At 65.4% G+C, this 12,042-nt stretch carries 12 protein-coding genes; 4 read left to right on the top strand and 8 right to left on the bottom strand.

Features of this window, described 5'->3' with window-relative positions; genetic code table 11:
* Window positions 1-24: 24 nt before the first annotated feature.
* The gene (locus BSG09_RS08170; RefSeq protein WP_092931980.1) at window positions 25-741 is read right to left on the bottom strand and encodes a DUF4397 domain-containing protein; all 717 of its coding nucleotides are present in this window, start codon (window positions 739-741) and stop codon (window positions 25-27) included.
* Window positions 742-1,017: 276 nt separating this feature from the next.
* Between BSG09_RS08170 and BSG09_RS08165 the strand changes: the two genes are divergently transcribed.
* Window positions 1,018-1,290 carry a DUF7553 family protein gene (locus BSG09_RS08165; RefSeq protein WP_092931978.1) on the top strand — a complete coding sequence of 91 codons (273 nt, stop codon included), beginning with the start codon at window positions 1,018-1,020 and terminating at the stop codon, window positions 1,288-1,290.
* A 67-nt stretch (window positions 1,291-1,357) separates the two neighbouring features.
* Here BSG09_RS08165 and BSG09_RS08160 read toward each other — a convergent pair whose 3' ends face one another.
* Both BSG09_RS08160 and BSG09_RS08155 read right to left on the bottom strand, forming a co-directional pair.
* On the bottom strand, window positions 1,358-2,488 hold the full coding sequence (locus BSG09_RS08160; protein ID WP_092931976.1) for an ORC1-type DNA replication protein: 1,131 nt from the start codon (window positions 2,486-2,488) through the stop codon (window positions 1,358-1,360).
* Between the two features lie 127 nt (window positions 2,489-2,615).
* Window positions 2,616-4,601, bottom strand: coding sequence for a MutS-related protein (locus tag BSG09_RS08155; RefSeq protein WP_092931974.1), 1,986 nt, complete (start codon window positions 4,599-4,601; stop codon window positions 2,616-2,618).
* Window positions 4,602-4,844: 243 nt separating this feature from the next.
* Between BSG09_RS08155 and BSG09_RS08150 the strand changes: the two genes are divergently transcribed.
* A complete protein-coding gene (locus BSG09_RS08150) occupies window positions 4,845-5,804 on the top strand; it encodes a DUF368 domain-containing protein (protein ID WP_092931972.1) in 960 nt (319 codons plus the stop codon).
* Window positions 5,805-5,810: 6 nt separating this feature from the next.
* Here BSG09_RS08150 and BSG09_RS08145 read toward each other — a convergent pair whose 3' ends face one another.
* Together BSG09_RS08145 and BSG09_RS08140 are read right to left on the bottom strand one after the other, a co-directional pair.
* Window positions 5,811-6,152 (bottom strand): hypothetical protein, encoded by a 342-nt coding sequence (locus BSG09_RS08145; RefSeq protein ID WP_092932110.1) that lies wholly within the window; start codon window positions 6,150-6,152, stop codon window positions 5,811-5,813.
* An 89-nt stretch (window positions 6,153-6,241) separates the two neighbouring features.
* Window positions 6,242-6,802: a hypothetical protein gene (locus BSG09_RS08140; protein ID WP_092931970.1), complete on the bottom strand. Its 561-nt coding sequence runs from the start codon at window positions 6,800-6,802 to the stop codon at window positions 6,242-6,244.
* Between the two features lie 147 nt (window positions 6,803-6,949).
* Here BSG09_RS08140 and larE point away from each other — a divergent pair, with 147 nt between their 5' ends.
* Both larE and BSG09_RS08130 read left to right on the top strand, forming a co-directional pair.
* Complete coding sequence (gene larE, locus BSG09_RS08135; RefSeq protein WP_092931968.1) at window positions 6,950-7,795, top strand: ATP-dependent sacrificial sulfur transferase LarE; 846 nt, start codon at window positions 6,950-6,952, stop codon at window positions 7,793-7,795.
* Window positions 7,796-8,007: 212 nt separating this feature from the next.
* Window positions 8,008-8,364: a hypothetical protein gene (locus tag BSG09_RS08130; protein ID WP_092931966.1), complete on the top strand. Its 357-nt coding sequence runs from the start codon at window positions 8,008-8,010 to the stop codon at window positions 8,362-8,364.
* Between the two features lie 111 nt (window positions 8,365-8,475).
* On the opposite strand, the gene BSG09_RS08125 is transcribed toward BSG09_RS08130, so the two are convergent.
* The 3 genes from BSG09_RS08125 to tatC form a co-directional block, all read right to left on the bottom strand.
* Complete coding sequence (locus tag BSG09_RS08125) at window positions 8,476-8,760, bottom strand: amphi-Trp domain-containing protein (protein WP_092931964.1); 285 nt, start codon at window positions 8,758-8,760, stop codon at window positions 8,476-8,478.
* A 53-nt stretch (window positions 8,761-8,813) separates the two neighbouring features.
* Window positions 8,814-10,910 (bottom strand): assimilatory nitrate reductase NasA, encoded by a 2,097-nt coding sequence (gene nasA, locus BSG09_RS08120; protein ID WP_254799173.1) that lies wholly within the window; start codon window positions 10,908-10,910, stop codon window positions 8,814-8,816.
* Between the two features lie 116 nt (window positions 10,911-11,026).
* The gene (gene tatC / locus BSG09_RS08115; protein WP_092931962.1) at window positions 11,027-11,950 is read right to left on the bottom strand and encodes a twin-arginine translocase subunit TatC; all 924 of its coding nucleotides are present in this window, start codon (window positions 11,948-11,950) and stop codon (window positions 11,027-11,029) included.
* Window positions 11,951-12,042: the final 92 nt, after the last annotated feature.

Below are 12,042 nucleotides of genomic sequence, written 5' to 3'. Positions count from 1 at the left end.
AAGGCGTCTCACCGAACCAGGTAGCTACATATCGTCGTCGGTTGTCGGACCGTCGACGGTCACCTCGACAGTGAACTCGCGGTCCATCGCGTCTTCCGGTGGCTCGAGGTAGCCGATCGCGTAGCCGGTGTAGGCCATCCCCCGCTCGAGCGTGACGTCGAACGAGGCGACGGTCGTCTCCGGATCGCCGGCCGGCCGGACTGAGAGGGTGTACGACCCGGCGGGAACCGGGACGTAGTCGGTCGCATCGGTAAACGCGACGTTCTCGAAGAGCAGTTCGCCATCGGCGTAAACGTCGACCGCCGGCGCGTCAGGTGCGGCGTGAACGAGACGGGCGAGTGCCGAGCCCGCGTCCACGAGCACCGCCGGCTCGAAGGTACTGGCCCCGAGTTCGCCGATCGCGGCGACGGTGTAGTACGCGGCACCGAAGGTCACGTCGCCCTCGAAAGCGACCGTCTTCGGGTCGCCAGCGGCCGTGATCGTCACCGTGTAGGTGCCCGGCTTGAGCTCTAAGTACGGCGAGACGTCACCGTAGGCGACGTCTGCGAGTACCTGCTCATCGTTGACATAGACGTCGACGTTTGGCGCGTCCGGAGAGAAGTGTGCGACCCGGACGGCCGCACCAGACATCTCTTTCGACGTATCGACCGAGTCCGCGTCGCTCGAGCGCTGGTCGTGTTCGTATTCACCGCCGGCCAGAACGGTGGCACTCGCTGCAGTCAACCCACCTGCGGCACCCATCGATTTCAGTGCCGTGCGTCGTGATACTGGCATGATGCACGTGATGGGGAGAACGCGACAAGAAAAAAGCGCCCAGTCAGTATCACAGGTAGTTTTGACGTTTCTCGAGGCGCTGCTCGTGTATGAGGGGCCTGCCGTCTGAAGGCCACCCATACACCGACGAGTAAGGAACGCCAACACGAGTAGCGGTTGCGAACACCCTGGTCCATTCGGAGACGCTGGGACGTGGCCACTGCTCGCCCAACCGTTATACAGCGACTCGTGGTGGCTGCAGCGATGTCCGAGAAACTCCAACAGGCTCGCGACGAGCTCGAAAAAGCAGCGAAGGCAGCAGACAGCAACGATGTCCGCGACGATATCCACGACACAAGGGAGTCGTTCGCGGACTACGTGCGAGGTGACCGCCAGCCCGACCACGCTGTCCTCGACGAGCAGCTGAACACGCTCCGACAGGCCCGCACACGGGCCAACGGCACCACCGCGACGGAAATCAACTCGGCCATCGAGGTGGTCGAAGACTACCGCGAATCCATCTATCAAGACCGATAGATCGCCGTCGGAGACGGCTCACGGGCCGAGTAGGCAAGCCACCATCGGGAACGAGGCGGCGCGGTGCTTACTCGAGGCGTTCTAACACCGCCGCTTTCTCATAGGATAGCGACAGCGACCGCGAGCGACCCCGCCCATCGACGTCGGTGTAGTCGGCGTCGATCAGGCCGAGTTGGTCGAGTTTGTTGACGATCTCAGAGTAACGCGTATAGCCCAGATCGGTCCGCTCGTGGAACGCCTCGTAGACTGCGCCGGCCTGCTCGCCGTCATGAGTGGCGATCACCTCGAGTAATGCCTGTTCGGTGTCGCTGAGTCCCGACAGCGACCGGGTGAGGTTGATATACTTGGATTTCTCGTAGGCATCCTCGACGTCCTGGCGCTCGACAGTGCGGCTGGCTCGCATCTCGGCGTTGAGCCCGGCCCGGCGGAGCAGGTCGATCCCGACCCGAAGATCGCCGCTTTCGGCCGTGAGGTCGGCGACGTACTCGAGGGTATCTCGTGAGAGAACCCCGTCGTGGAAACCGCGTGTGACGCGTTCGGCGAGGATGTCGACGATCTCGGGCTGGTCGTAGACCGGGAAGTAGACGTCTTCGGGGCGGAAGACGCTCTGGACCCGGGAATCGAGTTCGTCGATGACGTCCAAGGCGGGGTCGGAGGAGACGACGATGACGCCGATCTTCGCACCGGGGTACTCCTCGTGAGCCCGCAGCAGCGAATAGAGGGTGTCGCTGGCCTCGTTCTCGTAGAAGAGGTAGTTGACGTCATCGAGTGCGACGATGAGGACCTTGTCTTCCTCGACGAGCTTCTCGGCGATCTGGCCGAACAGCTTCTTGAACGAGATACCCGACGAAGGAGGCTCGTAATCAAACGTGCCCTCGAACAGTCGCGAAAAGACCGAGTACCGCGTCGCGTTGACCTGACAGTTGACGCGAATCGTCCGGACGTCGCTCGTCTGCGTCCCGATTTCGTCGAACAGCTTCTGGACCGCCGTCGTCTTCCCCGTGCCAGGTGGGCCCCGCACCACGACGTTGAGCGGTCGCGACCCCCGCACCGCCGGACGCAGCGCATACGTCAGGCTCTGGGTCTGGCCCTCGCGGTGCTTGAACGTCTCGGGGACGTAGTCGATCTCGAAGACGTGCTCGTTTTTGAACACGGATTCGTCCCACGACAACATCCCCTCGTCGGGGTCGTCTGCCATCACTTTCACCCTGCTTCCGCAGCATCTTAACCCTTCGGTGGGTCCACATCCCGGACAGAGTCTATGTCAGCTGTCCTTTTTTGACATAGTAACAAGGATATTCATAAATCACACCGCCACGGCTCGGCTACTCGAACTTCTCCAACAGGTCCCCGTAGAACGCGCTGTCGTGTTCACCCGCGAGCTTCTCGACGATCAGCTCCGGCGTCGACCGCGCGAGGTGGTCTTTGACCGGCGAGCGGTTCACCTCGAGTTCGCCATCTACCAGTCCGACGGCTTCGATGCCGTCGACAGTCACGTCGAAGGCGGCCATCTCGCGGATCTCGCCCGCGAGGTGTGAGACGAACACTGCCGTCGCGCCGTTCTCAGAAAGCGCCTCGAGAATGCCGGCGATGATCTTCGCCGACGCGCCGGGCTCGGTGATACTCTCGAGTTCGTCGACTAACACGAGCGACCCCTCGCCGCCTTGCGCGAGGTCGGCGAATTCGCGAACGGTCGACTCGAACGCGCCTGCATCCAGCGTTCCCTGAGTCTTGGCGTGGTAGTGGAGGTCGTCGAACCGCCGCAGGCGCACGCGCTCGGCGGGGACGGGCAGCCCCATGTGGGCCAGCACGACCACGCTCGCGACCAGATCGAGCGTGGAGGTCTTCCCGCCGCTGTTGACCCCCGAGAGCAGGGCAACGCCCGAGACCGCGTAATCGACGGGATCGATTCGCTCGAGCGGTTCGTCGAGCAGCGGCGAGCGGCCGCCCTCGATGTCGAAGCCGACAGCGTCAGCCGAGTCGACAAACGCCGGCATCACGCAGTCGAAGTCGTCGGCAAACCGGGCAATTGCGAGTTCGACATCTAGCTCGAGGGCGTCGCGGACGAGCTGTCGGGCCCCCTCGCGCTGGTCGGCCAGGTCGGCTGCGAGCTCGCGTTTGAGCCGTCCCGCGCGGCGCTCTTTCGCTGCCGTGAGTTCATCGCGCAGCCGACCGACGACGTCCTCGTCGCGCTCGACTGGAAACGTGGGCTCGTCGCCGAACGCACGACGGGCGATCTCGGCCTCGCCGGCGTCGAGGTCGAGAGCGTCGATGAGGTGCTCGCGGGCCGCATCGACTGCCACAGCGTACTCGTCTGCGAGTTCGCGAGACAGCAGGGAATCGACGCCGGCCCCGCGCTCGACCAACGAGAGCAGGTCCGACCCTTCGATGGTGACATCCTGTTCGCGGATCGCCTCCCGGAGCTGGTCGTTGGCGACGCTCTCGGCTGCACTCGCGACCGTATCCAAATCGTCGACCGCCGTCGTCAACCGGTCGAGTTCGTCGTCGCCCGCAACCGTGCCGTCCTCGGCCAGCCGCGAGAGCCCATCCTCGAGCGCCACGAGATCGCAAGGGGCTTCGAGATCGGCGGCTCGATGGACCGCGATGGCCGCCTGCAGCCGATCGCGGTTGCGCGCGAAAAACGCAAGCGGTCGCTCGGGGACGATCTCGGCGGGGTTCTCGAGTGCGTCGGGGCGGACCTGCACGTCCCCGTCGAGTGCGACGCCGGCGAACGATTCGTCGAGGGCGATCACCGTCGCGTAGCCACGTGCAAGTTCCGCCAGCCCCTGGGTGTCCTCGACGACCTCGACGGAGAGTTCCGGAATCGCCTCGCGGGCCTCGCTGTAGCGTTCGGCGTCGGTCGTCGCCAGACAGCGCTCGCGGACCCGCACGTCGCCGGGTTCGCGGAGCGGTTCGACGCCCTCGAGTGCCTCGAGTACGTCGGGGGTGGGCTCGCGTTCGAGTGCCTCCCGGGCGAACGCCTGCACCTCGTCGATACGCGAACGCCGTGGGCTCGGATAGAGTGTCTCGAGGCGCTGGGCGGCGTAGTCGGTGACGGTACGGTCTTTGAGCAGGCCGAGGACCTCGCGGTAGATTTCGCGGGCGCGGTCGGTCGCGAGGAAGCCACCCGGATCGTCGTGCTCGAGCCGGATTGCCCCCCGTGCGATGCGGGCGGCCCGGCCCTGAGAGATCCCCGGTGCGGTCGCAAGCGTCGCCACGTCGCCCGTCCGCAGCGCGCGCTCAGGATCGTCGAGAGCAGCGAGTGCGCGAGCCGTCTTCTCGCCGACGCCCGGAATCGACTCGAGGTCCATGTCTCGAGGTGCGTATCAAACCGAAGCGAGAAAAAGTTCCCGCCCGGATCGGGCGAATTTGGCCCGCCCAGCCGTACATGAGATGTGCCGACATCCCCCGTAGCATGGACTGACAGCGGTGTCGAGGGTTTATACGGACACGTGACTAGCGTCCGGACGTGCAACCGAAGCGGCAGCCCGAATGGCCCGATCGGGGACAGTGGCAGCGAACGGACCCACGTCAGGACCGACCGACCCGAACGCATGGAGTATGAACGTTCGGACGCGGTCGACGACCGCCTCGAGTGGCTGCGGACCTACGGCTACGGGCTCTGTATGGGAACGGCAGACGCTCTGCCCGGCGTCTCCGGCGGGACCGTTGCGCTGTTGCTCGGCTTCTATGGCCGGCTGATCGCCGCGGTCACCGCGTTTACGCCCTGGCGGGCGGCCGCCGTGCTCCGGGGCTACCATCCCGACCGGCGGACGAAAGCACGGGAAGCGCTGCTCGAGCTGGATTTGGGATTCTTACTCCCGCTCGGCGTCGGCATCATCACCGCGGTCGTCGTCGTCGCCGACGCCGTCTCATCACTGGCACAGTCCCACCCGGTCGCGATGTTCGGCTTCTTTACCGGTCTGATCGCCGCCTCGGTGATCACGCTCGGCCGAAGCCTTACGATCGACTCGCCGACACACGTCGGCGTCGCAGTGACAGGGGCCAGCCTCGCGTTGCTGGTCGCCGCCGACATCGTCTCGCTGCCCGGAAGCGGCCCGATGGTGATCGTCCTCGCCGGTGCGATCGCCGTCAGCGCAATGATCCTCCCGGGGATCTCAGGATCACTGATCCTAATCTTACTCGGCCAGTACGTCTTCCTCTCGTCGGAACTGAGCGCGTTCGTTCACGCGCTTGGTTCCCTGCCCAGCGGAGGCTCGCTGGCGGCCGTCACCGATCCGGGAACGACCGTGGTGCTGTTCGTCGTCGGTGGTGCTACCGGGCTCCTCACGATCGCCCGCGTCGTCCGCATCGCATTAGATCGCCACCGCGGGCTCACGCTCGTCTTCCTCGTGAGCCTTATCGCCGGCTCGGTGCCTGCTCCCCTAACCAACATCGCCAAGACGCACGCGTGGACGACAGAAACCATAACACTGACCGCCGCATGGGCGGTTGTCGGTGCGATCGCGCTGTTCGGCCTCGAGTATCTCGTTGGCGGCTTCGAGCCGGAGTAACGCCGCTCACTCCCCGAAATCGGCGTTCTCGAAGCCCTCGTTCGCGAGATTGTCGATCAGCTCCTCGAACGATTCCTGTTTCTCTTCGTCTCTATCGTCGATCGCGCCAGCGCCGTGGCCGCCGCTTTTGGCCGTCTGCAAGGCGTTCTTGTTAAGGTCGCCGTCGGGCTCGACCACCGGAAGCTTGAGGTCAGTGAAGTTCTCCGGCGGGAATCCCGACGCCAAGAGGATGAAGTGATCCGCGACCTCGCCTATATCGTCGGTGTCGAAGTCCTCGAGTTGTGGCTCATCCCATTCCTCGGTCGTCGTCCCCGAAACGTCGGGTTCGTGCACCGAGTAGTCGGTCACGACAGCAGCTAGACGACGGTGACTGATCGGCGTCCGGCTTGCGTGTTCAGTCACCTCGAGCCTGCGTCACGGACAACGATGGACGACAATCAGTTGCCACCGGCGTACTCGTACTCCCGGTCAGGATCGTCCACGCCCTCGGTTCGGGAGCCGACCCAGGCACCCAGCGAGAGGCCGTAAACGAGGTGGCCGGCGTGGAAGAGCGCGAGTTCGTCGGCCTCGAGGCGGATGTCGAGGAGGTCCTGTAACACGACCTGCACGCCGACGGCAGACAGGGCCAGCCCATAGATCGATCCCCAGACGAGCCCGCGCTGTTCGGGCTCGATGGATCGGCCGGCATCGTACCGGGCAAAGAGGACACCGAAGATCGCACCGGACCCAACGCCATAGAGTATGTGCAAGACCAGAGAGATACGCGGATGATTGCCGGGGGTATCACGGCTGACGTACTGTGACCAGAAGTTCGCCGACGGGGGCAGCGATCGCAAGAGTGGCAGGCGAAAGGCGGTCATAATGAGCGTCGCGACGAACCCGCCCTGAATCCCGCGAACGACGGCGTCGGCGACGTGTTCTTTGCGCGGGCGGTCGTCTGCGGCTTCAGTGTGCCCCTCGGTCTCGGAAAGCGAGCGGAGGCGGTCGACGAGGATCATAGTCGTCTCAGCAATCCTCCGCCGGACAACGCCTTAACCACCGGGCGCGCTACTGACTGCAGCCGTCCACTGTGTCGGCGACAGACGATCGAGACCGCACGGCATCGTGACAACGTCCTTTTGGCCGCGCGGCCCGAACGACGGGTCATGACATCGGTCGAGGCGAAACGCGAGGCCGCCCGCGACGACCTCGCGGCCCGCGATGGGGTCCTCGTGGCCTTCTCCGGCGGGGTCGACTCGAGCGTGGTGGCCGCACTCGCCCACGACGCACTCGGCGACGATGCCGTCGCCTGCACTGCAAAGAGTGAGACGCTCCCCGAGGCAGAACTCGAGGACGCCAAACGCGTCGCCGACGAGATTGGCATCCGCCACAAGATCGTCTCCTTTTCGGAACTCGACAGCGACGCGTTCGTCGAAAACGACGACGATCGCTGCTATCACTGCCGGACGATGCGCCTTGGCGAGATGCAAGCGACCGCCCGCGAACTCGGGATCGGGACGGTCTGTGACGGGACCAACGCTGACGATCCGGGCGCTGGCCACCGGCCCGGCCTGCAAGCGGTCGACGAACTCGACGTTCACTCGCCGCTGCTTGCCCACGACATCACGAAAGCAGAGGTCCGCGAGATCGCCGCCCACTACGGCCTCTCGGTCGCCGACAAGCCCTCGATGGCCTGTCTCTCCTCGCGCATCCCGACCGGACTCGCAGTCACCGACGACCGACTTACGCGAATCGAACGGGCCGAGGCCCTGTTGCGCCAGTGGGGCTTCGACCAGTTCCGCGTCCGCGACCACGACGGCCTCGCCCGGATCGAGGTCGCGCCCGAGGAACTCGAGCGTGCGTTGACCCGTGAGTTCGCGGAGACGGTTCGCGAGGAACTCTCGCAGTTGGGGTTCGAGCATGTGACGCTCGATCTTCATGGCTACCGGACCGGCAGCGTCAGCCCCGCGGGCGACGAGGAGGCCACGGCGGAATCCTCGAGCGACGACTGATCGCGCTCATTAGCCCGGCTGCCACCGACATCATTCGATTCGGACCGGAGATTCGTCGATCGTCCGCCACGACGTAGTATCGATAGACGAACAGTCAGAATATAACCGCATTTTGTAGCATGAACTCTCCAATAGTGAAGATAGCGGCATTGTGTTCGGGAATATTGCACGTTGCGATACGGACGTAGCTTTTGGGCCAATAGGAGTGATCGATGGACGCTGACGTGCCGCTCGAGTGGACGACCGAAGAGTCTCGGACCTACACCCCGACGCATACCGACCGAGAGATGGAGTATCGAACGTATCGCCACGAGTCAGGAGACCTCCGCCTCAAAGTCGCCCCGGCCTCGCTCGACGGCGAGGACCACCCCGGCTACGCACTGACCGCGACGAGCTATCCGGGGCTGGATCTCTCGGACACGATGCGAGTACGACGCGTTCTGACGTTCGAACGGTGTAAGCAGATCGCTCGGCAGTTCATGGCTCTCTTTTCAGCCAGCTACGACGGTCCCGGTTCGCTCGAGGACGCGCTCGAGTACGCCTACGAGCGCACCCGCGAACACCGGTAGGGATCCTCCCGGACAACCGTCAGTGACTACTCGATCGCGTCCTGACGGCTGTCGCCGACGGCGACAGCGTCTCGAATGCAATCGATGTCTGAACCGTTCTGTCCGGCAGTATTACTCGATCGAGAGGTCGCCACCGCCGCCACCGTCGCCGCCGTCTTCGTCCCACTCGAGTTCGAACTCGATTGACAGTTCACCGGGTGCGTCGGTCGGTCCTTCGCGTTCGGCTTTGACCTCGAAGGTCGGCCGCGCCGGCGGGTCGAGGGTGACGGAGTCGGAGCCAGCCGAGAGCGTGATCGCCTCGCCGGCATCCAGATTGTCCGCGACGCGACGGAGTAACGACGCGATTTCGCCCCTGTTCAGGTCGCTTTCGGATTTGAACAGCACTTCTTCTGGCATACATCCCAATACGTTCCGGTAGTTGATAAATACGTGCCCGGGGTTAGCGGCGGTCAGGAATCGTCGAGGCCGCTCTCGCCGACCGGATCACGGGGCGGCTCGAGACGAACCGCACACTGCTTGAAATTCGGCTCCTTCGACCGTGGATCGACGGCAGCGATCGTGAGGGTGTTGACGCTCGAATGATGGATCGGCAGCCAGACGACGCCATCAGGGATCGCCGCGTCGGATTCGACGCGAACAGTGACCGCGGCTCGCCGAGAACAGAGCCGTGCCAGTCGGCGCTCGTCGTCAGCGGGTCCGTCGGCGGGCTGCTCGAGGACAGCCGCGAACGCGGCCGCCGTCGCCGGACTGAGCCGCGCCGTCGGAACGTCGTCCGTGTCAGTTCGCACCCCGGTGTTGTACGCGTCCGACCGGCGTGCGGTCGTCAGCGTAAGCGGGTAGGCGTCGTCTGGCGGGTCGGGAAGCGGTCGAGTCTCGTTGCTCGAGAACCGCGCCCGCCCAGACGGCGTCGGGAACGTCCACGATGCGTCGGCATCCGCGCCATCGTCGGGTCCGCCGTCGTAGTACCGGTAGCCGACCGACCCGTCCGCAGTCGGTGCCGGCCAGCGGACGGCACGTTCGGCCGCGAGTCGCTCATAACTGAGCCCCGAGCAGTCGGCCGGGGTACCGGCGGTCAGCGCCGCGAACTCGTCGAAGACTGTGGCGGGCTCGAGCTGGTCATCGAACAGGTCAGGAACGAGGCGCTCGGCGAGCCGACCGATGAGCTCGAGATCCGTCCGAACACCCGCCGGCGGCTCCGTCGCGGCCCGCACTCGCGAGACAGTTCGATCCATGGAAATCGTCGTCCCCTCGGTCTCGCCCCACGTCGCCGCGGGAAGGACGACATCGGCGTAGTCGACCGTCTCGCCCTGGAAGGCGTCCTGGACGATGAGAAAGGCATCCGCGAGTCGCTCGCGGACGCGCGTTGCGTCCGGCATGCCCGCGACGGGGTTCGTCGCGACCGCGTAGACCGCCTCGACCTCGTCGCCGATCGCGTCGACGAGGCCGACCGGGCCTGGGCCCGGATCGCTGGGGAGTCGCGAGACCGGGACATCCCAGGCCGCAGCGACTGTCCTGCGATGATCGGGATCGTCGAAGGGGCGATGGCCGGGCCAGGTTCCCTTCGCAGAGCAGACGCGGGTGCCCATCGAATTGGCCTGGCCAGTCAGCGAGAACGGCCCCGACCCTGGCCGGAGGTTGCCGGTCGCGAGACACAGATCGATCAGCGCACCCGCAGCCGCGGTCCCGTTGACGCTCTGGTTGATTCCCATCCCCCAGTACAGCAGCGTCGGAGCCGCGAGCGCGTCGGCCAGCCGTTCGATGTCGGCCATCGAGACACCCGCCCGCGTGGCGGCGTCGGCTACGTCGGGCAGGTCCGCGCAGAGCGCCTCGAACCCGATCGTCGCCTCGGCGACGAAGTCCTCATCGACCCGATTTGTTTCGAGGACACGAGCGAGGACCCCTCGAGCGAGCGCGCGGTCGCCGCCGGGCTCGAGCGAGACGTGGAGGTCGGCGGCCGCGGCAGTCTCGCTGTGGACGGGGTCGACGACGATGAGTCGAGAGTCGTCTTGGGCCGCGGACTGGCGAATCCAGCGGAACAAGACGGGATGGGCGACCGCGGGGTTCGCTCCCCAGACAACGTGGCTCTCGGCCGCAGGAATGTCGTCATAGGTCGGTGGCGGCGCGTCGCTGCCGAAGGCGTCATCGTAGGCAGTGACCGCCGACGCCATACACAGCGTCGTGTTCGCATCGTAGTACCGCGTGCCGATGCCACCGCGGGCGAGTTTCCCCAGCGCGTAGGCAGCCTCGGTGGTTTGCTGGCCGCTGCCCAGGACGGCGACAGCATCGCTGCTTCGAGCGAGCGCGGTTCTGAGTCCATCGGTCGCACGCTCGAGGGCGACCTCCCAGGTCGTCGCGACGAGGTCGCCGTCCTCGCGAACGAGTGGCTGAGTCAGCCGCTCGCCGTCTGGATCGGCGGTCTCGCGGATGCCGCGCCGACAGGCCAGCCCCTGGCTGATCGGATGCGTTGGATCGCCACTGACGGCCCTGAGGCCGTTGCCCTGGTCGGCGGGCTGCTGGCGGAGTCCACAGCCGACCGCACAGCGCATACACGTCGTCGGGACGCGGTCAGCCACGGCGGTCACCTCGCTCGAGCAGCGTGGCTCGAGCGTGTGACGAACCGAGCCAGCGACCACCGACAGCGAGTTGCCGCGACATCAGTCGATTATCGGCCGACCCACTTCAGGACGAACAGCGTCCCTTCGAACAGCAGGATCATGGTGACGGCGACGAGGATGGGTGCCATCCCGGTTGGGTCGAGCGTGAACATGAATGCCAGGCCCGCGAACGCCGCCCAGAAGTACAGCCGCTTCTGGGCCAGCCAGCGCCGGGTCGTCACGCCCATCATGATCGCCAGCATGATAAAGAGCGGAATCTGGAAGACGATTGCGAGAAAGCCCATCAACGTGATGATCAGGTTGAACGTCTCGCCGAGTGCGTACGCGACGATGGCGCTGCCCTCGGCGTAGTAGGTGAAATACTGAAAGAGGATCGGCAACACGAGCACATACGAGAACAACATCCCGATCGCGCCGAGCACGACGCTCGTCGGGACGGCCGCGAGGTAGTATTTACGCTCGTTTGGATACAGCCCTGGCCGCATAAACAGGTAACACTCGTAGACGAACGCCGGCAGCGCGACCATGATCCCCAGCAGCGACGCGACCTTGATCCGGGTCAGCCACAGCTCGAGGGGCTGGTAGACGTGCGGTGGCGGCGCGTTGCCGCCGGACGGGAAGACGGAGAACCAGACGAACTCGATTGCCTGGGAGGCCCACAGCAGGCCGATCGCCGTCCCGCCGGCCGCAAAGAGCAACACGACCGCCAGCCGAAGCACCATCTCCTCGATGTGATCGGCCAGTGGCATCTCCTCGTCGCCCGGCGGCGTCGAGACGCCCCCCAGGTCGTCATCGGAGTCGGGATAGGTCGGCTCGGGAGACGGGTGATCGCCGACGACGCCCTCGCCGTCGGTCTCGAGGGGCGGCGACGCCGCGTCTGCGTCCGCGAGGGCTGGCTGGGGCTCATCGGAGCCCTCCTGTGGCTCTGGCGGACCCTCGCGGTCGCGGTCATCGACCGGCTCGTCCGACATCTACGGGTTAGTGATAGGCCACCGGTTATAGGCCTTTTTCTTACGGTGACCGCGAGAGGGTGAGAAGGGCGATCGATCGGGCTTCGAGCCCG

It is taken from the genome of Natrinema hispanicum, assembly GCF_900111485.1.
Lineage (GTDB): Archaea > Halobacteriota > Halobacteria > Halobacteriales > Natrialbaceae > Natrinema > Natrinema hispanicum_A.
The sequence above is the reverse complement of the archived record's forward strand: the minus strand, read 5'-3'. Positions and strand labels throughout refer to the sequence as shown.

Bases quoted from the DNA above. Each gene is read 5' to 3' on its own strand.
- BSG09_RS08170 (WP_092931980.1), bottom strand. From the start codon at position 741: ATGGGTGCCGCAGGTGGGTTGACTGCAGCGAGTGCCACCGTTCTGGCC.
- BSG09_RS08165 (WP_092931978.1), top strand. From the start codon at position 1,018: ATGTCCGAGAAACTCCAACAGGCTCGCGACGAGCTCGAAAAAGCAGCG.
- BSG09_RS08160 (WP_092931976.1), bottom strand. From the start codon at position 2,488: ATGGCAGACGACCCCGACGAGGGGATGTTGTCGTGGGACGAATCCGTG.
- BSG09_RS08155 (WP_092931974.1), bottom strand. From the start codon at position 4,601: ATGGACCTCGAGTCGATTCCGGGCGTCGGCGAGAAGACGGCTCGCGCA.
- BSG09_RS08150 (WP_092931972.1), top strand. From the start codon at position 4,845: ATGGAGTATGAACGTTCGGACGCGGTCGACGACCGCCTCGAGTGGCTG.
- BSG09_RS08140 (WP_092931970.1), bottom strand. From the start codon at position 6,802: ATGATCCTCGTCGACCGCCTCCGCTCGCTTTCCGAGACCGAGGGGCAC.
- larE (WP_092931968.1), top strand. From the start codon at position 6,950: ATGACATCGGTCGAGGCGAAACGCGAGGCCGCCCGCGACGACCTCGCG.
- BSG09_RS08130 (WP_092931966.1), top strand. From the start codon at position 8,008: ATGGACGCTGACGTGCCGCTCGAGTGGACGACCGAAGAGTCTCGGACC.
- BSG09_RS08125 (WP_092931964.1), bottom strand. From the start codon at position 8,760: ATGCCAGAAGAAGTGCTGTTCAAATCCGAAAGCGACCTGAACAGGGGC.
- nasA (WP_254799173.1), bottom strand. From the start codon at position 10,910: ATGCGCTGTGCGGTCGGCTGTGGACTCCGCCAGCAGCCCGCCGACCAG.
- tatC (WP_092931962.1), bottom strand. From the start codon at position 11,950: ATGTCGGACGAGCCGGTCGATGACCGCGACCGCGAGGGTCCGCCAGAG.